Origin of the sequence: Catenulispora sp. MAP12-49 (assembly GCF_041262705.1) — a bacterium.
GTDB lineage: Bacteria > Actinomycetota > Actinomycetes > Streptomycetales > Catenulisporaceae > Catenulispora.
This window is the reverse complement of sequence record NZ_JBGCCP010000017.1, coordinates 168,090-187,487: the sequence shown is the minus strand read 5'-3', so window position 1 is coordinate 187,487 and position 19,398 is coordinate 168,090. Positions and strand designations below refer to the sequence as shown.

The 19,398-nt window shown below is 70.6% G+C and carries 19 protein-coding genes; 17 read left to right on the top strand and 2 right to left on the bottom strand.

Annotated features, from left to right (window positions below):
• Positions 1 to 18 precede the first annotated feature (18 nt).
• Genes pgsA through ABIA35_RS28390 form a run of 3 tightly spaced genes read left to right on the top strand, consistent with a single transcriptional unit; the run spans position 19 to position 2,956 of the window.
• Positions 19 to 708: a phosphatidylinositol phosphate synthase gene (gene pgsA, locus ABIA35_RS28400; protein ID WP_370359900.1), complete on the top strand. Its 690-nt coding sequence runs from the start codon at positions 19 to 21 to the stop codon at positions 706 to 708.
• Positions 705 to 1,793: a phosphatidylinositol mannoside acyltransferase gene (locus ABIA35_RS28395; protein WP_370359899.1), complete on the top strand. Its 1,089-nt coding sequence runs from the start codon at positions 705 to 707 to the stop codon at positions 1,791 to 1,793. Before pgsA ends, ABIA35_RS28395 begins: the two co-directional genes overlap by 4 nt.
• A complete protein-coding gene (locus ABIA35_RS28390) occupies positions 1,790 to 2,956 on the top strand; it encodes a glycosyltransferase family 4 protein (protein WP_370341807.1) in 1,167 nt (388 codons plus the stop codon). Before ABIA35_RS28395 ends, ABIA35_RS28390 begins: the two co-directional genes overlap by 4 nt.
• Positions 2,957 to 3,095: 139 nt before the next feature.
• Here the strand turns inward: ABIA35_RS28390 and ABIA35_RS28385 are convergent, their stop codons facing one another.
• Positions 3,096 to 3,803: a hypothetical protein gene (locus ABIA35_RS28385; protein WP_370359898.1), complete on the bottom strand. Its 708-nt coding sequence runs from the start codon at positions 3,801 to 3,803 to the stop codon at positions 3,096 to 3,098.
• Positions 3,804 to 3,867: 64 nt separating this feature from the next.
• On the opposite strand from ABIA35_RS28385, the gene ABIA35_RS28380 reads away from it, so the two are divergent.
• Entirely contained in the window at positions 3,868 to 4,356 is a 489-nt protein-coding gene (locus ABIA35_RS28380; protein WP_370341804.1) for a CGNR zinc finger domain-containing protein, read from the top strand.
• Between the two features lie 108 nt (positions 4,357 to 4,464).
• Here the strand turns inward: ABIA35_RS28380 and ABIA35_RS28375 are convergent, their stop codons facing one another.
• Entirely contained in the window at positions 4,465 to 4,854 is a 390-nt protein-coding gene (locus ABIA35_RS28375) for a hypothetical protein (RefSeq protein WP_370359897.1), read from the bottom strand.
• Positions 4,855 to 5,015: 161 nt separating this feature from the next.
• On the opposite strand from ABIA35_RS28375, the gene ABIA35_RS28370 reads away from it, so the two are divergent.
• The 13 genes from ABIA35_RS28370 (at position 5,016) to ABIA35_RS28310 (ending at position 19,398) form a co-directional block, all read left to right on the top strand.
• On the top strand, positions 5,016 to 5,558 hold the full coding sequence (locus tag ABIA35_RS28370) for a hypothetical protein (RefSeq protein ID WP_370341802.1): 543 nt from the start codon (positions 5,016 to 5,018) through the stop codon (positions 5,556 to 5,558).
• 208 nt (positions 5,559 to 5,766) lie between these two features.
• Positions 5,767 to 6,678: a pyridoxal 5'-phosphate synthase lyase subunit PdxS gene (pdxS, locus tag ABIA35_RS28365; protein WP_370341801.1), complete on the top strand. Its 912-nt coding sequence runs from the start codon at positions 5,767 to 5,769 to the stop codon at positions 6,676 to 6,678.
• Between the two features lie 4 nt (positions 6,679 to 6,682).
• Positions 6,683 to 7,345: a pyridoxal 5'-phosphate synthase glutaminase subunit PdxT gene (gene pdxT, locus ABIA35_RS28360; protein WP_370341800.1), complete on the top strand. Its 663-nt coding sequence runs from the start codon at positions 6,683 to 6,685 to the stop codon at positions 7,343 to 7,345.
• 28 nt (positions 7,346 to 7,373) lie between these two features.
• Entirely contained in the window at positions 7,374 to 8,129 is a 756-nt protein-coding gene (locus ABIA35_RS28355; protein WP_370341799.1) for a YebC/PmpR family DNA-binding transcriptional regulator, read from the top strand.
• A 123-nt stretch (positions 8,130 to 8,252) separates the two neighbouring features.
• Positions 8,253 to 8,765, top strand: coding sequence for a crossover junction endodeoxyribonuclease RuvC (gene ruvC / locus ABIA35_RS28350; protein ID WP_370341798.1), 513 nt, complete (start codon positions 8,253 to 8,255; stop codon positions 8,763 to 8,765).
• A gap of 48 nt (positions 8,766 to 8,813) precedes the next feature.
• Complete coding sequence (gene ruvA, locus ABIA35_RS28345; protein ID WP_370341797.1) at positions 8,814 to 9,440, top strand: Holliday junction branch migration protein RuvA; 627 nt, start codon at positions 8,814 to 8,816, stop codon at positions 9,438 to 9,440.
• 75 nt (positions 9,441 to 9,515) lie between these two features.
• The gene (ruvB, locus tag ABIA35_RS28340; protein ID WP_370341796.1) at positions 9,516 to 10,529 is read left to right on the top strand and encodes a Holliday junction branch migration DNA helicase RuvB; all 1,014 of its coding nucleotides are present in this window, start codon (positions 9,516 to 9,518) and stop codon (positions 10,527 to 10,529) included.
• A 294-nt stretch (positions 10,530 to 10,823) separates the two neighbouring features.
• On the top strand, positions 10,824 to 11,321 hold the full coding sequence (gene yajC / locus ABIA35_RS28335) for a preprotein translocase subunit YajC (RefSeq protein ID WP_370359896.1): 498 nt from the start codon (positions 10,824 to 10,826) through the stop codon (positions 11,319 to 11,321).
• 172 nt (positions 11,322 to 11,493) lie between these two features.
• Positions 11,494 to 13,446 carry a protein translocase subunit SecD gene (gene secD, locus ABIA35_RS28330; RefSeq protein WP_370341794.1) on the top strand — a complete coding sequence of 651 codons (1,953 nt, stop codon included), beginning with the start codon at positions 11,494 to 11,496 and terminating at the stop codon, positions 13,444 to 13,446.
• Positions 13,446 to 14,612, top strand: a complete 1,167-nt coding sequence (gene secF, locus ABIA35_RS28325; RefSeq protein ID WP_370341792.1) for a protein translocase subunit SecF — start codon at positions 13,446 to 13,448, stop codon at positions 14,610 to 14,612. The genes secD and secF overlap by 1 nt, the downstream gene beginning before the upstream one ends.
• Before the next feature lie 90 nt (positions 14,613 to 14,702).
• Entirely contained in the window at positions 14,703 to 15,266 is a 564-nt protein-coding gene (locus ABIA35_RS28320) for an adenine phosphoribosyltransferase (protein WP_370359895.1), read from the top strand.
• Between the two features lie 803 nt (positions 15,267 to 16,069).
• Positions 16,070 to 18,421, top strand: a complete 2,352-nt coding sequence (locus ABIA35_RS28315) for a bifunctional (p)ppGpp synthetase/guanosine-3',5'-bis(diphosphate) 3'-pyrophosphohydrolase (RefSeq protein ID WP_370341790.1) — start codon at positions 16,070 to 16,072, stop codon at positions 18,419 to 18,421.
• Between the two features lie 77 nt (positions 18,422 to 18,498).
• On the top strand, positions 18,499 to 19,398 hold the full coding sequence (locus ABIA35_RS28310) for a hypothetical protein (protein ID WP_370359894.1): 900 nt from the start codon (positions 18,499 to 18,501) through the stop codon (positions 19,396 to 19,398).

Sequence of the window (19,398 nt, the reverse complement as noted above, 5' to 3'; positions counted from 1 at the left end):
CCCGATTTCAGGACGGTCATGCTCAACCGTTACGCGCGTGCCTTCTTCACTGCCATCTTCACCCCGACCGCCCGATTCTTCCTGAGCAAGGGGATCAGCCCGGACGCGGTGACGCTGGTCGGCACGCTCGGCGTGATCGCCGGCGCGCTGTGCTTCTACCCGCGGGGGTCGTTCTTCGTCGGGACCGTGGTCATCACCGCGTTCGTGTTCTCCGACCTGGTCGACGGGACCATGGCGCGGATGGTGCAGCGCGAGGACAAGTTCGGCGCCTTCTGGGACTCCACGCTCGACCGGCTCGCGGACGCGGCGATCTTCGGCGGCCTGGCGTGGTGGTTCGGGCGCGGCGGGAACCAGCCGGTCCTGTTCGGGGTCTGTCTGGCGATCATGGGGCTCGGCGCTGTGGTGTCGTACGCCCGGGCCCGGGCCGAGGGCCTCGGGGTGGACGCGAACGTCGGCTACGTCGAGCGCAGCGAGCGGCTCGTCGGGTCGCTGGTGGCGACCGGGCTCGCCGGGCTCGGCGTGCCCTACATCCAGGCGGTCGCGCTGTGGGCCATCGCCATCGGGTCCCTCGTCACACTCACGCAGCGGGTGTGGCTGGTTCGCACAGAACTGCTGGTCAAGGCCCGGCCCGAGCAGAAGGCCGAGGCCGAGCAGAAGGCCCAGGCAGAGCAGAAGGCCGAGGCCGAGGAGGGGGAGACGTCGGCGTGAGCGGGGAGAGCACCAAGGAGCGTTTCGTCAGCTGGGGCTACGGGGCGGCCTGGACGGCGGTGAAGCTGCTGCCGGAGCGCACGGCGTACCGGCTGTTCGATTTCATCGCCGACCGGCTCTGGGCCAAGCGCGGCGGCGGGGTGCGGCAGCTGGAGAAGAACCTGTTGCGCGTCCTGGGCAAGGACACGCCGGAGAAGGAACTGCGGGAGATGTCGCACCGGGCGATGCGCTCGGCGTTGCGGCAGTACTGCGAGCAGTTCCGCGCCCCGACGTGGAGCCGCGAGCGGATCATGGACAGCGTCGACTTCCCCGCCGAGGACATCAAGCGGCTCCAGGACGCGCTGGACTCCGGGCGCGGCGTGATCATGGCGCTGGGCCACACCGGCAACTACGACCACGCCGGGGTGTGGCTGGTGAACTACATGGGCGAGGGCTTCACCACCGTCGCCGAGCACCTCAAGCCGGAGTCGGTGGCGGAGAAGTTCCTGGACTACCGGCGGGGCCTGGGCATGGAGGTGCTGCCGCACGACGGCGGCCCCTCGGTCTTCGGCACACTGGCCCGGCGGCTGCGGGCCGGCAAGTCCGTGGCGCTGGTCGCCGACCGGGACCTGAGCGCCAGCGGCGCGCAGGTGACGATGTTCGGGGAGGCCACGCGGATCGCGGCGGGGCCCGCGGCGCTGGCGGTGCAGACCGGCGCGGTGCTGCTGCCGGTGCAGCTCTGGTATCCGTCGTATGGTCGGATGAGCGTAAGGGTGCGCCCCGAGATCCCGGTCCCGGAGGACGGCAAGCGGCCCGAGAAGGTGGCCGTGATGTGCCAGCAGCTCGCCGACAACTATGCCGAGGGCATCGCCGCGCATCCCGCGGACTGGCACATGATGCAGAAGTTCTTCCTCGCCGACCTGGACCCCGCCAAGGCACCCAAGGCCACGGCGGTGGTGGTGCCGGAGCAGTCGGCGGCGGAGGCTGCGGAGCCTTCGGAGTCCGCAAAACCCCCAAAGCCCGCAGAGCCCGCAGAGCCCGCAGAGCCCTCAGAGCCCTCAGAGTCCGCAGAGCCCGCGGAACCCTCCGCCCAGGAGGCGCCGTGAAGATCGGCGTGGTCTGCCCCTACGCGTGGGACATCCCCGGCGGCGTGCAGAACCACGTCCGAGACCTGGCCGTGCACCTGATCCGGCTGGGCCACGAGGTCTCGGTGCTGGCCCCGGCCGACGACGAGGCGGCGCTGCCGGCGTACGTCACGCACGCCGGCCGTGCGGTGCCGGTGCCGTACAACGGCTCGGTGGCGCGCGTGAACTTCGGCTTCCTGTCCGCCGCCCGGGTCCGGCGCTGGCTGCACGACGGCGCCTTCGACGTGCTGCACGTGCACGAGCCGTCCTCCCCGAGCCTGTCGATGCTGGCCTGCTGGGCCGGCTCCGGGCCGATCGTGGCCACCTTCCACACCGCCAACCCGCGCTCGCGCGCGATGACCGTCGCCTACCCGATCCTGCAGCCCACGCTGGAGAAGATCAGCGCCCGCATCGCGGTGTCCGAATACGCCCGCCGCACCCTGGTCGAGCACCTGGGCGGCGACGCCGTGGTGATCCCCAACGGCGTGGACGTCGGCTTCTACGAGCGCGCCGAGCCCAAGGCCGAATGGCAGACGCAGCCCGGCCAGGGCGGCACCCTGGCCTTCATCGGCCGCCTGGAGGAGCGCAAGGGCCTGCCCACGCTGCTGGCGGCGTTCCCGGAGATCGCGGCCGCGCGGCCCGGCGTCCGCCTGCTGGTCCTCGGCGGCGGCGACATCGAGGAGGCGGCGGACCTGCTGCCGGAGGACGTCCGCGGCCAGGTGGAGTTCCTGGGCCGGCTCTCCGACGTGGACAAGGCACGCCTGCTCTCCAGCGTGGACGTCTACGTCGCCCCCAACCTCGGCGGCGAGAGCTTCGGCATCATCCTGGTCGAGGCCATGTCGGCCGGCGCCCCGGTGCTGGCCAGCGACCTGGACGCGTTCGGCCTGGTCCTGGAGGGCGGCACGGTCGGCCGCATGTTCCCCACCGGCGACGCCCAGGCCCTGGCCAAGGCCGCGATCGAGCTGCTGGGCGACGCCGCCGACCGCGAGCAGCTCTCGGCCGCCGCGTCGCTGGCGGTGCGGCGCTACGACTGGTCGGTGGTGGCCAAGGACCTGCTGGCGGTGTACGAGATGGTGACGACGGCGCCGGTCGGACGGTCCGCGGTGGTGGACGTGCTGCGGATCGACGAGGCGCTGGAGCCGTGAGGTGCTGGGCGCTGGAGCTGTGAAGTGCTGGGCGCTGGACCTCTGAGCCGCTGGAGCTCTGAGGCGGTCTTACCTCAACACGCTGTGTCGGCCCGGGTGATGCGATCGCCCGGGCCGAATTGTTTCTGCCGGCCGCGCCTCAGTCCTTGAAGTCCTCGGTGGACCCGGTCCCGCCGCCGAGCAGCCACACGATTCCCAGCGCCTCCGCGCCGGCGAGGTAGGCCTCGGTCAGGTCGGCGCGCTCGGGGTCGTCCTCGGGCAGGGCGGCGGCCAGGGTGGCCTGCGCGGCGACCGAGTACGCCCGGGCGCCGAGGGCCGTCCGCAGGTGCAGCGAGCGTCGCAGCATCCGGATCGCCCCCGCGGGGTCCTGGTACGGCGCCAGGTGACGGACGGCGATCGCCTCCAGCGCCGCGTCGCCGTGCTTCACCGCGAGTTCGAGCGCTGTCTCGAAGTGCGGGCGAGCGGCGTCCGCGTCCTCGTCGATGTTGTCGAGCAGGGTGCCCCAGTGGAACTCCGCCCAGCCGAGTGCGGCGCCGTCGCTGAGCTGCACGGCCTCCTGATAGCCGGCCTCGGAGGCGGCGCGGTCGTCGGGGCGCGGGTCGCGGCGGAAGAGCAAGCGGCTGTAGGCCAGCCGCGCCCGCAGCACCTGCGCCGCCGGGGTGCCCTGGTCCAGGACGGCGACGGCCTGCTCGGCCTCGTCGTGCCCGGCCCATTGGAAGAACCAGCGCTCGACGGCTATCTCGGCACGCAGCTCGGGGTCCGCGTCCGGGCCGAGGGCGGAGAGCGCGGCGTCCCACTCCCCGAGCAGCCACAGGCGGCGAGCCGTGTAGGTGGTGTCAGCTATCATGGTGCCTACCTTAGGAATCCACGATGTAGGCGGTCAAGTGCAATACGGTGACTACATTGGCAACGTGACCCGGCTGGCCGTGGAGCTGGCCAACACCGGCACCCTGGACCTGGGCGGCGAGCTGGTCGCGGACTTCTTCGACCAGCACGAGGTCACACCCCCGCCGGACGGCGCCTACGGAGGCCTGCCGCACCTGGTCGCCACGGCGCTGGCCCAGCTCGTCGACGGCACCGCGCCCGACGCGGTCCACCGGCTCCTGCGCGACTACCCGCCGGAGATGCACCTGTCCGACCACGACGGCACCGGCTTCTGGCACATCCACTTCAGCCGCAACGGCGCCCCCGCCGAACGCTGGCTCGGCCAGCTCGTCGCCGCCAAGCTGGCCCTGGTCGCGGCCGGCGACCCGGCCGTGACCCTGGGCCGCTGCGCCGCCGACGGCTGCGGGAACTACTTCGTGGACCAGTCCCGCAACCGCACGCGCCGCTTCTGCGGGAACGCGTGCGCGAGCCGGACGACGGTCGCGGCGTACCGGGCGCGGGCCGCGAAGGAGTGAAGGAGTGAACGACGCCTGAGCGAGGCGGCGAAGCGGCTCAGGACTCTTCGGGCGGCGGTTCCGACCCGGTCGCGGACTGGACCTCGTCACCCCCTGCATGCTCATCGTCTACAGGGCGGCGTTCCGCCCCGCAACGGGAATATCGATCGTGATGATCAACCCGCCGAAGTTGGGGCCCGATGCCACGGTGCCCTTGAGCGCCGCGATGCGTCCGGCGACGGCCTCCCAGCCGGCCGCGGTGGCGATGTGCGCGATGTCAGTGGTCTCCGGATCGAACAGGACGACGCCGAGCCGGCCGTCCCTGGCCGACACCGAGATCAGGACCCGTGTCCGGCCGTCCGGCCAGCCGCGCAGCAATGTCGCCAGGCAGAAGTGGACGCCGTCCTCGACGCGCGCGGGGAATCGCGGCAGGTCGGCGGCTTTCAGCGTGGTGCGGCGCCGCACGGTTTCCAGCAGACTGCCGAGCGCCGGGCCCAGGCCGGATGCCTTGTCGCACATGCTTCCAGCATCGGGAACCCGCAGCCGCCGCACGATCGTGCAGGCATGCCGAAACGGCGGGGGTGCGTGCACCCCCACGGACCTGTCCGCGCCCCGTCCGCACCCGTCCACTCCTCAACCACGCAGCCCAGACCCGTCCGGGCCCACTAGGCTGACCCTCCGTGTCCGTCCTCGTCTACGCCGCAGCGGTCGTCCTGCTCATCGGCGTCTACCTCAGCTGGACCGCCAACCGGCTGGACCGGCTGCACACCCGCCGGGACGCCGCGTGGGCCGCGCTCGACGCGCAGCTCGTGCGGCGCGCGTCGGTCTCGCTGGACCTGGCGGCCTCGCGGCTGCTGGATCCGGCCGCCTCGATCCTGCTCGACGACGCCGCGCACACCGCGCGCGAAGCCGCCGCCGAGTCCCGCGACCTCGCCGAGACGAATCTGACGCGGGTGCTGCGGGACGTGTTCGACGATCCGAAGGAGAGCCTGGGGCTCAAGGAGCGGCCCGGCGGGGGCGCGCTGCTGGTCGAGCTGGACTCCTCGTGCCGGCGGGTGCAGTTGGCGCGGCACTTCTACAACGACGCGGTGCGGGTCACCTGGGTCCTGCGGCGGCAGCGGCTGGTGCGGTGGTTCCGGCTGGCCGGGCACGCGCCGTTCCCCGACACCTTCGAGATGGATGACGAGGAACCCCTCGGTTTGCGGGGCATGGCCGCGGCGTAGCCGAGGGTGGTGGGGGACTGGCGCGAGTGTAAGGACCGTCACCGACCAGCAAATATGACAAGCCTCATCGGACGCAAGCCGCCTCACCGTCCACTCCCGCATCCTGACCTGGCCACATTGTCAGGTGGATCACGCTTGCGCGCCCTCTAGGATGGTGCTCCGGGAGCAGTCCGCTCATCCGACAATCCTTCCCCCTGTGAGGTCCTCCGTGTCCGTGAACGAGAACAGCGCTCAGGCACCCGAAGTCGGTACCGCCCGCGTCAAGCGCGGCATGGCCGAGATGCTCAAGGGCGGCGTGATCATGGACGTCGTCACCCCCGAGCAGGCCAAGATCGCCGAGGACGCCGGCGCGGTCGCGGTCATGGCCCTGGAGCGGGTGCCCGCCGACATCCGCAAGGACGGCGGCGTGGCGCGGATGAGCGACCCGGACATGGTCGACGGCATCATCGAGGCCGTCTCCATCCCGGTCATGGCCAAGGCCCGGATCGGCCACTTCGTCGAGGCCCAGGTGCTGCAGGCGCTCGGCGTGGACTACATCGACGAGTCCGAGGTGCTCACCCCGGCCGACGAGACCCACCACATCGACAAGTGGGCCTTCACCGTCCCCTTCGTCTGCGGCGCCACCAACCTGGGCGAGGCCCTGCGCCGGATCGCCGAGGGCGCGGCGATGATCCGCTCCAAGGGCGAGGCCGGCACCGGCAACGTGGTCGAGGCCACCCGGCACATGCGCCAGCTGCGCGCCGACATCCGCAAGCTCACCACCCTGGACGAGTCCGAGCTCTTCCTGGCCGCCAAGAACCACCAGGCGCCCTACGAGCTGGTCAAGGAGGTCGCGCGCACCGGCAAGCTGCCGGTCGTGCTGTTCACCGCCGGCGGCATCGCCACCCCGGCCGACGCCGCGATGATGATGCAGCTCGGCGCCGAGGGCGTGTTCGTGGGCTCGGGCATCTTCAAGTCCGGCGACCCGGAGAAGCGCGCCAAGGCCATCGTCGAGGCCACCACGCACTACGACGACGCGGACCTGATCGCCAAGGTCTCCCGCAACCTCGGCGAGGCGATCGTCGGGATCAACCTGGACACGCTGCCGGCCGAGCAGCGCTACGCCTCCCGCGGCTGGTAACCGCATGGCGGAGACGGCAACACAGACGCCAGCACAGACGACCACCAAGACGATCGGCGTGCTCGCGCTGCAAGGCGACTTCCGCGAGCACGTCGCGTCCCTGAAGGCGATCGGCGCGACCACCGCGCTGGTCCGCCGCCCGGCCGATCTGGACGCGGTCGACGCGCTCGTGGTCCCGGGCGGGGAGTCCACCGCGATGTGGAAGCTCGCCACCAACGCCGACATGTTCGCCCCCGTCCGCAAGCGGATCGCCGAGGGGATGCCGGTCTTCGGCACCTGCGCCGGAATGATCATGCTGGCCGACCGGATCACCGACGCCGCCGTCGGCCAGGAGACCTTCGGCGGGCTGCCGATCACCGTGCGGCGCAACGCTTTCGGACGGCAGACGGAGTCCTTCGAGGAGCCGATCTCCTTCGACGCCCGCGGCGAAGTCGCTGATAAGTACAGTGGCGAACTGACCGGCGTCTTCATCCGCGCACCGTGGGTGGAGGAGCTCGACGAGGGTGTCGAGGTGCTGGCTCGCGTCACCAGTGGCCCGGCTATCGGTAGGATCGTCGCGGTCCGGCAGGGAAACCTGCTGGCGACGTCCTTCCATCCGGAGCTGACCGCGGACCACCGCGTGCACGAGTACTTCGTGGCGATGGTGCACGGACGCGGCGCAGCCTGAATGAATTCGTAGTTAGGGAGCAGGGGTAATGTCCGGCCACTCCAAATGGGCGACCACCAAGCACAAGAAGGCGGTCATCGACGCCAAGCGCGGCAAGCTGTTCGCCCGGCTGATCAAGAACATCGAAGTCGCGGCCAAGACCGGCGGCGGAGATGTCACGGGTAACCCCACGCTCTTCGACGCGGTACAGAAGGCCAAGAAGAACTCGGTCCCGGCCGACAACATCGACCGCGCGATCAAGCGCGGCTCCGGTGCCGAGGCCGGCGGCGCCGACTGGCAGACCATCATGTACGAGGGCTACGCCCCGAACGGCGTGGCGGTCCTGATCGAGTGCCTGACCGACAACCGCAACCGCGCCGCCTCCGAGGTGCGCGTGGCCATGACCCGCAACGGCGGCTCGATGGCCGACCCGGGCTCGGTGTCGTACATGTTCGCCCGCAAGGGTGTCGTGCTCGTCCCCAAGGCCGGGAACCTGACCGAGGACGACATCCTGATGGCCGTGCTCGAGGCCGGCGCCGAGGAGGTCAACGACCTCGGCGAGTCCTTCGAGGTGGTCAGCGAGGCCGGGGACCTGATCCCGGTCCGCACCGCGCTGCAGGGCGCCGGGATCGACTACGAGTCGGCCGAGTCGCCCTTCCTGCCCTCGGTGCAGGTGGAGCTGGACGAGGACGGCGCGCGCAAGGTCTTCCGCCTCATCGAGGCGCTGGAGGACAGCGACGACGTGCAGAACGTCTACGCCAACTTCGACGTCTCCGACGAGGTCATGGAGAAGATCGACGCCTGATGGGCGCGGGTTTTGACGGAGCCGGGCGGCTGAGGCGGCCCGGCTCCGTCGTTCTGGTGGCCCACGACGCTAGGCTTCCCTGAACAAGAGAACTGCTGTTCCAGGCGACGGAGGTCGGCGCGCGTGCGGGTGCTGGGGGTCGATCCGGGTCTGACGCGATGCGGCGTGGGGGTCGTCGAGGGGCGGCCCGGGCGGCCGCTGACGCTGGTCGGGGTCGGCGTCATCCGCACCCCGGCGACCATGGACCTCTCGCGGCGGCTGCTGGAGATCGAGAAGGGGCTGGAGGAGTGGCTCGCCGAGCACCGGCCCGAGGCGGTGGCCGTCGAGCGGGTCTTCAGCCAGCACAACGTCAGCACCGTGATGGGCACCGCGCAGGCCAGCGCGGTGGCGATGCTGGTGGCCGCGCGGCACGGGCTGCCGGTCGCGCTGCACACTCCCAGCGAGGTCAAGGCGGCGATCAGCGGGTCGGGGCGGGCGGACAAGAGTCAGGTCGGGATGATGGTGGCGCGGGTGCTGCGGCTGACCGAGCCGCCCAAGCCCGCCGACGCCGCCGACGCCGCGGCGCTGGCCATCTGCCACATCTGGCGGGGGACGGCGCAGAGCCGGCTGGCCGCGGCGATCGCCAAGCAGCGGTGACTTCGAAGAACGTGCACAGCAGGTGAACAGCACAGTGAGGAGTGGCGCGTGATCGCCTTCGTGTCCGGCCCGGTGGCCATGGTGAACCCGACCAGCGCCGTGGTCGAGGTGGGCGGCGTCGGGATGCTCGTGCACTGCGGCCCCGGCACGCTGGCCGGGCTGACCGTGGGGGAGAAGGCCAAGCTCTTCACCGCGATGGTGGTCCGCGAGGACTCGCTGACCCTCTACGGCTTCGCCACCGACGACGAGCGCGCCGTCTTCGAGCTCTTGCAGACCGCCAGCGGCATCGGCCCGAAGGTGGCGCAGGCGATGCTCTCGGTGCACGCGCCCGACACGCTGCGGACCATCTTCATGACCGGCGACGAGGCCGCCCTGACGCAGGTCCCGGGGATCGGCAAGAAGGGCGCGCAGCGGCTGCTGCTGGAGCTCAAGGAGCGCCTGGGCCCGCCGACCGGCGCGGTGCCGGGGCAGGCGCAGAACGGCTGGAGCCGCGCGGGCCTGGGCTCCTGGCGCGTGCAGCTGCTGGAGGCGCTGACGGGTCTGGGCTGGTCGGCGCGCGAGGCCGACGACGCGGTGAGCGCGGTCGGCCCGCTGGCCGCCGAGCAGGAGGCGGCGGGGCAGACCGTGCAGCTCGGGCCGCTGTTGAAGGCGGCGCTGCGGACCATGAAGAAGTAGGGTCGCCACGCCCTGACACGATGGACCCCGAGCCCGTCCCGAGCACCCTGAACAGATCGTAGGAGAACCGCCGCCGTGGACCACGAAACCGAACGCCTCGTCTCCGGCACCGCCGTCACCGGCGACGCCGAGGAGCAGGCGGCCGAGGCGGCGCTGCGGCCCAAGCGGCTGGCCGAGTTCGTCGGGCAGCCCAAGGTGCGCGACCAGCTCTCGCTGGTGCTGGACGCGGCCCGGATGCGCCAGGCGTCCCCGGACCACATCCTGCTGTCCGGGCCCCCCGGGCTCGGCAAGACCACGTTGTCGATGATCATCGCCAACGAGCTGCAGACGCCGATCCGCATCACCTCCGGGCCGGCCATCCAGCACGCCGGGGACCTGGCGGCGATCCTTTCCTCGCTGTCCGACGGCGAGGTGCTGTTCGTCGACGAGATCCACCGCATGTCCCGGCCCGCCGAGGAGATGCTCTACATGGCGATGGAGGACTTCCGGGTCGACGTGATCGTCGGCAAGGGCCCCGGCGCCACCGCGATCCCGCTGGAACTTCCGCCGTTCACGCTCGTCGGCGCCACCACGCGCTCCGGGCTGCTGCCGGCGCCGCTGCGCGACCGCTTCGGGTTCACCGCGCACCTGGAGTTCTACTCCGCCGCCGACCTGGAGTACGTGGTCAACCGCTCGGCGCGGCTCTTGAACGTGCGGATCGACACCGATGGCGCGAAAGAGCTGGCGGGGCGCTCGCGCGGCACCCCGCGCATCGCCAACCGGCTGCTGCGCCGGGTCCGGGACTACGCCGAGGTGAAGGCCGACGGCGCGGTGGACCTGGGCATCGCCAGGGCCGCCCTGGACGTCTACGAGGTGGACGAGCGCGGCCTGGACCGCCTGGACCGCGCGGTGCTGCACGCCCTGCTCAAGCTGTTCGGCGGCGGCCCGGTGGGGCTGTCCACGCTGGCCGTGGCGGTGGGGGAGGAGTCCGAGACGGTCGAGGAGGTCGCCGAGCCGTTCCTGGTCCGCGAGGGCCTGCTGGCGCGCACGCCGCGGGGCCGGATCGCGACCGCCGCGGCGTGGGCGCATTTCGGGCTCAGCGCACCGTGAACCGGTGAACGCCGTCAATACCCATTCGATATCGGACATCTCACGCGAACTGGTGGCACACCATCGGGAACATCGTCCCCACCAGCCATCGGCCGGCTCATGCGGCTCTGGGGGTTCACAAGTTCCGGATGATTTCGACTACGTTGGGTCACGGGAACCGGCCGTAGGCCCCGGACCGTTGTTCGGGGCGTATCCGCTCGCATAAACTCCCGCGAGTCGGGCGGTGCCCCCCACCGCCCATCAACGACCTCCCGGCCCGGCGCCGGCGGTCTTCACCAAGGACCAGCGACACCTATGGGATCTCCCGTCTTCCTGATCTGGATCGTCCTGATCGGGGCCATGTTCTACTTCATGATGATCCGTCCGCAAAAGCGTGCGCGGTCGCAGCAGTCCGACATGCTGCAGCACCTCCAGCCCGGTGCCCAGGTGCGGACCACCGCCCAGATCATGGGCACCATCGTCGAGGTCGGTGACGACTGGGCCATCGTGGAGACCACCCCGGGGACGCGCATCAAGTTCGGCAAGCCCGCGATCGTCGGCATCATCCTGGACGACGAGGCCGAGACCGAGGCCGAGGGCGACGCCGAGAGCGACGCCGTGGACGGCCAGGACGCGCCGACCCCCGGCGGCATCGGCGACGCGCCGCACTCCGTGCAGGACGCCGTGCCCGCTCAGGACGCCGCGCCGGCCGACGACGAGCCCGCGGCCAAGGCCGCGGACGGCTCCGCCGGGCAGGCCGCGACGGCCGAGGCCTCCGAGGAGGTCAAGGACGCCGAGCCGGCGAAGTCGTGACCCAGGTCGCGACCAGGCTCACCGACACAAAAGGTTTCGACAGCCAAAACCTGTAAGGTCGCACCGCCGCCACGGACCGTGAACCCCGGTCCGGTGCGGCGGGGCGGCGTGGGGTGTGACCGACGCGCCGGCGCCGGACACGACACGACACACGAAGAGACGGACGAATCCCTTGGCCGGATCGAAGGCTCCGCGGTCCCGCAACCGCAAGACGAGCCCATGGACCCCCCTGACGGCGCTGGCCGCCGTCATCATGGCGCTGGTCGGCACCATGATCGGCACCGGGCACCGCACGCCCCAGCTCGGTATCGATCTGGCCGGCGGCACCACCATGGTGATGACCGCCCACGGCAACAAGGCCCCGGCGGCCAGCGACATGGACACCGCGCTGCAGATCATGCGCAACCGCGTCAACGGCCAGGGTGTGTCCGAAGCCGAGGTGACCAAGCAGGGCAACAACGCGATCGAGGTCGACCTGCCGGGCAAGAACTCCTCGGAGCTGCTCGCCGAACTCGGCCAGACCGCGAAGCTGTACTTCCGGACGGTCGTCCCCGACGTCACGCAGTACGGCATCCCGCAGCGCCAGAGCGTCACGCCGAACACGCCGCAGGCCTCCACGCCGAGCCCGAGCCCGTCGGGCACCTCCGGCGCGCCGTCCGGGTCCTCCAGCTCCAAGCCGTCCTCCTCGGCGACCTCGCCGGCGACCAAGAGCAGCGGCAGCGAGTCCAAGCCGAGCACGCCCTCCTCGCCGTCGGGCACCTCGACGTCCACCCAGCACCGGGTCGCCGACTCCGGCCTGAAGGACTCCACCAGCGGCAGCGGGAACACCCCGACCACGCCGAGCGGCAGCGCGACCGCGACCGCGAGCTCCAAGAGCGCGGCCTCGACGCCGTCGACGCCCGCGACCCCGAGCTCCCCGGCCCCGTCCGCGCCGAGCTCCTCGGCGCCCTCGGTGGCGACCACCGCTCCGGACGGCTCGGTCAAGCAGACCCAGCCGGACGCCGCCACGCTGAACCTGTACGAGACCATCGACTGCACCAAGCCGCCGTCGAACCTGGGCAACATGTTCGCCGCCAACCAGTACGCGGTCGGCTGTGACTTCACCGCGAAGGTCCCCTACCTGCTGGAACCGGCCGACGTCGACGGCAAGAACCTGAGCAGCGCCTCGGCCAACCCGGTGACGGCCGGCGGGGCGAACCAGTTCCTGACCGGCGCCTGGCAGGTGAACCTGTCCTTCGACAAGAAGGGCACCGCGGACTTCGGCCGCGTCACCACCGCGCTGAACGCCGACGGCGGCCAGTTCGCCGTCGACCTGGACGGCGTCGTCTACAGCGCGGCCACCGTGCAGCAGCCGATCACCGACGGCAACGCGCAGATCACCGGCAACTTCACCCAGAAGACCGCCGAGAACCTGGCCGACGTGCTGAAGTACGGCGCGCTGCCGATCACCTTCGACCAGGGCAACGTCTCGCAGATCTCGGCCTCGCTGGCCGGCAACCAGCTGGAAGCCGGCCTGATCGCCGGCGCGATCGGCCTGGCGCTGGTCGTCCTGTACCTGATCGCCTACTACCGCGGCCTGTCGATCGTCGCCGTGTCCTCGCTGGTGATCTCCGGGATCCTCACCTACGCCCTGGCCAGCCTGCTGGGCCCGGCGATGGGCTTCCGGCTCTCGCTGGCCGGCGTCGCGGGTCTGGTGGTCGCCATCGGCATCACCGCGGACTCGTTCGTCATCTTCTTCGAACGACTCCGCGACGAGGTCCGTGAGGGCCGTACCCTGCGCACAGCCGTGGACCACGGCTGGGTCCGGGCCCGGCGCACCATCATCTCCTCGGACTTCGTGTCCTTCCTGGCCGCCTTCGTCCTGTACGAGGTCTCGATCGGCACGGTGAAGGGCTTCGCCTTCACCCTGGGTCTGACCACGCTGCTGGACATCGTCGTGGTGTTCATGTTCACCAAGCCGGTCGTCACGCTGCTGGCCCGCCGCAAGTTCTTCAACGACGGCCACCCGTGGTCCGGGCTGGATCCCAACCGCCTGGGCGTCAAGAAGTCGCCGGGCATCCGCCAGACGATCGTCGACCGCCGTGCCGCCGCCCGCCGGGGCTCCGCGGAAGGGATGGAAGCCTGATGTCCGCCTCCAACAGCTGGGGCAACCGCCTGTACCGCGGCGAGGTCTCCTACGACTTCATCGGCAAGCAGAAGCGCTGGTACACCATCTCCGGCGCGCTTCTGCTCATCTCGGCCGTGTCCCTGGTGGTGTTCGGCCTGAACTTCACCCTGGACTTCCGGGGCGGGTCGCAGTTCGACATCAAGTCGCCCACGGCCAGCACCAAGACCATCACCGACTCCGTCTCGGCGATCGTCAAGGACCCCCAGGTCGTGACCTCGAGCGACTCCACCGGCCGGCACGTGATCGTCAAGACCACGCCGCTGAGCCAGAACCAGCTGTCCGAGGTGCGCCAGGCGATCGCGACCGACGCCGGCCAGAAGGACAACCCGAACGCGGTCACGGTCACCCTGGTGTCCGGCTCCTGGGGCCATGAGATCACCCAGAAGGCGATCACCGGTCTGATCATCTTCGTGGCGCTGGTGATGGTGTACCTGGCGATCTTCTACGAGTGGAAGATGGCGCTGTCCGGCATCATCGCCCTGATCCACGACCTGGTGATCACCGCCGGCATCTACGCCCTGATCGGCTTCGAGGTCTCCCCGGCCACGGTCATCGGCTTCCTGACGATCCTGGGCTACTCGCTGTACGACACCGTCGTGGTGTTCGACAAGGTCCGGGAGAACACGAAGGGCCTGGGCTCCACCAAGACCGACCAGAGCTACACGCAGTCGGCGAACCTGGCGATCAACCAGACCCTGATCCGCTCGCTGAACACCTCGCTGATCGCGCTGATCCCGGTGGCGGCGCTGCTGTTCGCCGGCACCGTGGTCAGCGGCGGCGCGGGCGTGCTCCAGGACCTGGCGCTGGCCCTGCTGGTCGGTATCGCGGTGGGCACCTACTCCTCGATCTTCATCGCGACGCCGCTGCTGGCCGACCTGAAGGAGCGCGAGCCGGAGATGCGCACCCTCAAGCGCAAGGCGACCGGCGCCCAGGCCAAGGCCGCGGCCCGCGCCGAGCGCAACCCCGTGCCGACGCAGGACCGGCTGGCCGGCGAGTACGAGGGCGACGCGGAGGACCTGGAGGCGGCCGGCGCCGGCGAGGTGCGGGACACCCCCCGCGGCCCGCGCAACCAGCCGGTGCGCGGCGACCGGGGCCGCAACCGGCCCAGCGGCAAGCGGCGCTAGCCCGCACCGGGCCCGCCCGGACCGCCCCGCGCGGTGTGAGCAGGCCCGAGGTGGCGATCGGGCGCGAAGGCGCAGGGTAAGCTCCCTCCAGTGAGCTTCCCCGAAAACCTCGGTGGCGAGGACCTGGTTCAGGTCCTCGCCACCGGCATTCTCGACGTCCCGGACTACCCGAAGCCGGGCGTCGTCTTCAAGGACATCACCCCGCTGCTCGCCGACCCCCGGGCGTTCGCCCTGGTGGTCGGGGCGATGGCCGAGCAGGTCCGCGCGGCCGGCGCGACCCGCGTGGCGGGCCTGGAGGCGCGGGGCTTCATCCTGGCGGCCCCGGTGGCGCTGACCGCCGGCGTCGGCTTCGTCCCGGTCCGCAAGGCCGGCAAGCTCCCGCGAGCGACGTACCGCGAGGACTACGAGCTTGAATACGCCACCGCGACCATAGAGGTCCACCACGACGCCTTCGAACCCGGCGAGCGCGTGATGATCGTCGACGACATCCTGGCCACCGGCGGCACCGCCGTCGCGGCCGCCAACCTGGTCCGCGACGCCGGCGCGCTGCCGGTGGGACTGTCGGTGCTGATGGAGCTGGGCTTCCTGCACGGACGCAAGCGACTCACCGCGGCTCTCCCCGACGCCGGAATCCACACCCTTCTGGTGGTCTGACCTGGTTGTTCCCCGGAGTGGGAAACAACTTCCGCCGGGCGATCGTTACACTGGGCGCACCCACTACGCGAGAGGGGCCGCGCTTGGCGACGAAGGAGCAGGTCGGGACGACGACCGGGACCGGTGCGACCGACGGCGGAGACGCCGCGGCGAACGGCACGGCCGCCACGGGCAACGACGCTGCTGCGAAGTCGGGAAAGACCGGGCGGGGTAAGGGTTCCGGTTCTGGTTCCGGAGCCAAGGGTCCCCAGGGGACCGAGGGCGCTCAGAACGCCGAGAACGGCGCTGAGACGCCCGCGGGCAAGTCGCAGGACCACGGACAGCCTCAGGCGCCGCGGGCCGCCACGGCTCCGGCTGAGGGCGGTGGGGCGACGGATTCGGCTCGGGCTGTGCCGGCCCCCGGTGGGCCTGCTGCGCCGCCCGCTTCCTCTGGCTCCGCGCCGACCGCACCCGCTCCGCGGGCCAAGGCTCCCTCCGCGCAGGCCGCGCCTGCCACGGCGACGCCTCCCGCTCAGGCTGCTTCTGCTTCTGTCGCTTCGGCGCCGACCGCCGCTGCTCCTGCTTCCGCCACTTCGGCGCCGGCCGCAGCCGCTTCTGCTTCTACCGCTTCGGCCGAACCTGCTTCTACCGCTTCGGGGCCGACCGCAGCCGGCTCTGCTCCTTCCGCATCAGCCCCGGCGGCAGCGGCTTCCGCCTCGGCTCCTGCCTCCGGCTCATCGGCCACCGGCGGCCCAAGCCCGGCGTCCCCGTCCCCGTCGCCGTCGGCACCTTCCGCGCCCTCGGTTCCGCCGCGTCCGGCTCCCATGCCCGCGCTTCCCGCCGCGCCCCCCGTCCCGCTCAACGCGGCCGTCAAGTCCGGGCCGTCGCGCCCCAGCTCCAGCCGGGTCCGCGCGCGCCTGGCGCGCCTGGGCAGCACTCGCAGCGGCGGACCGCCGCCGGTCCTGGAGCCGCTGTTCAAGATCATCCGGGCCAACCACCCCAAGGCCGACCTCAAGCCCGTCGAGCAGGCCTACGCCGTCGCCGAGCGCCACCACCGCGGCCAGCGGCGCAAGAGCGGCGACCCGTACATCACCCATCCGCTGGCGGTCACCACGATCCTGGCCGAGCTGGGCATGGACGTGCCCACGCTGTGCGCCGGGCTGCTGCACGACACCGTCGAGGACACCGACTACTCGCTCGACATGCTTCGCGGCGACTTCGGCGACACCGTCGCGCTGCTGGTCGACGGCGTCACCAAGCTGGACAAGGTCAAGCTCGGCGAGGCCACGCAGGCCGAGACCGTGCGCAAGATGGTCGTGGCCATGGCCCGGGACATCCGGGTGCTGGTGATCAAGCTCGCCGACCGGCTGCACAACATGCGCACCATGCGCTACATGAAGCGGGAGAAGCAGGAGAGCAAGTCCCGCGAGACGCTGGAGATCTACGCCCCGCTGGCGCACCGGCTGGGCATGAACACGATCAAGTGGGAGCTGGAGGACCTGGCGTTCGCCATCCTCTACCCCAAGATGTACGACGAGATCGTGCGCCTGGTCTCCGAGCGCGCGCCCAAGCGCGAGGAGTACCTCTCGCAGGTGATCGACGCCGTGCACGGCGACCTGCGCGAGGCCAAGATCCGCGCCACCGTCACCGGCCGGCCGAAGCACTACTACTCGGTCTACCAGAAGATGATCGTGCGCGGCCGCGACTTCGCCGACATCTACGACCTGGTCGGCATCCGGGTCCTGGTGGACTCGGTGCGCGACTGCTACGCGGCGCTCGGCGCCATCCACGCGCGGTGGAACCCGGTCCCGGGCCGGTTCAAGGACTACATCGCGATGCCGAAGTTCAACATGTACCAGTCCTTGCACACCACGGTGATCGGCCCCGGCGGCAAGGCCGTCGAGCTGCAGATCCGCACCTTCGCGATGCACCGCCGCGCCGAGTACGGCGTCGCGGCGCACTGGAAGTACAAGGAGGACGCGGTCGAGGGCGTCCGCAAGCCCACCAACGGCGCCGGGACCGCGAACCCCGGCGGCGACATGGCGTGGCTGCGGCAGCTGCTGGACTGGCAGAAGGAGACCGCGGACCCGAACGAGTTCCTGGACGCGCTGCGCTTCGACCTGTCCACTGCCGAGGTCTACGTCTTCACGCCCAAGGGCATGGTGATGGCGCTGCCCTCGGGATCGACCCCGGTCGACTTCGCCTACGCGGTCCACACCGAGGTCGGGCACCACACCATCGGCGCCCGCGTCAACGGCCGCCTGGTCCCGCTGGACAGCAAGCTGGACAACGGCGACGTGGTCGAGATCTTCACCTCCAAGGCGCCCAACTCCGGGCCCTCCCGCGACTGGCTGGGCTTCGTGGCGTCCCCGCGCGCCCGCAACAAGATCCGCCAGTGGTACACCAAGGAGCGCCGCGAGGAAGCGGTCGAGCAGGGCAAGGACCAGCTGGCCAAGGCCATGCGCAAGCAGGGCCTGCCGCTCCAGCGCCTGATGACCTCCGAATCCCTGGCCACCGTCGCCCACGACCTGCGCCACGCCGACATCAGCGCCCTGTACGCCGCCATCGGCGAGGGCCACGTCTCGGCGCAGCACGTGGTCCACCGCCTCCTGCACCTGCTCGGCGGCGAGGAGGGCGCCACCGAGGACCTGGCCGAGGCCACCGTCCCGGGCAACATCGAGAAGCTCTCCCGCCGAGGCCAGGCCCGCCCCGCCGGCGACCCCGGCGTCCTGGTGAAGGGCGCGGACGACATCTGGGTGAAACTGGCCCGCTGCTGCACCCCGGTCCCCGGCGACGACATCATCGGCTTCATCACCCGCGCCTCCGGCGTCAGCGTCCACCGCGCGGACTGCACCAACATCGAATCCCTGGCCGCCCAGCCCGAACGGATGGTGGAGGTGTCATGGTCGCCCGGAGGGGCGTCCATGTTTCTCGTCGCGATCCAAGTAGAGGCGCTTGACCGCTCGCGTCTCCTCTCGGACGTGACACGCGTGCTCTCGGACCAGCACGTCAACATCCTGTCGGCCTCGGTGACGACCAGCCGCGACCGGGTGGCGATCTCGCGCTTCACGTTCGAGATGGCGGACCCGGCGCACTTGGGGGCGGTGCTGAAGGCGGTGAAGGGCGTTGAAGGGGTGTTCGACGTCTATCGGGTGACGAGTGCGAAGCACGCCTGAGGAATTTCGCACTCTTTGGAGTGAAACGGGTGGGCGTGGCCTGATTTGCCGCGCCCGTCCTGAATATCATCCCTGACATGGTCAGTTCTTCGCATGAAGCCCTGCATCGGATCTTTCATCATGATTCGGAGCTCATCGGGCGTACTTTCCAAACTCTGGGGTTGGAGCTGCCGACACCTGACACGGTGTCTGTCATCTCCGGCGACGTCACAGAGATCCGGCCGCTGGAGCGGCGCATCGATACGTTACTGCGCTGCGAAACGGTTGACGGTGAAGCGTATCTGGTGCTTGTCGAGGCGCAGCGTGGGTGCGACCCGGACAAGCCGTTTTCGTGGATGTACTACCTCGCGTACCTGGCCGACAGATACAAGCTGCCTGTTCTGCTGCTTGTGGTCTGCCAGGACAAACGCGTCGCGAAGTGGGCATCGCAGCCCTTCAAACACGGGGTCGGGGCGTGGGCCGCGTTGACACTCCGGGCCCTCGTGGTGGGTCCGCACAACGTGCCGGCGGTCGTCGATGAGGAGGTGGCCAGCCGCGATGTCCTCCTGACGGTGTTCTCCGTGCTGACTCACGCGAACAACGCCGAGATCGATGCGATACTGAGAGCGCTGGTCTCGGCACTGAAGACGCTGGATGACGAAGAAAAGGCCTTCGACCTGGCCGAACTCACCCTTGTCGGCTTGGAGGACACCCCGGCCGGCGCGATCTGGAGGCAGATGATGGCGATGGACACTTCCTTCTACCGCTCGTCGTTCTCGCGACAGCTCCGTGCTGAGGGCCGTGCTGAGGGCCTTGCAGAAGGCAGTGCTGAGGGTCGCAGCGATGCCGTGTTGCGTGTCCTGGACAAGCGTGGTGTCGTCCTGAGCGAGGAGCAGCGTGCCCGCGTGGCGGGCTGCATCGATCTGGACCAGCTCGACGCCTGGCTCGATCGTGCCGTCACCGCGACCCGCGCATCAGAGGTCTTCGACGCCGACTGA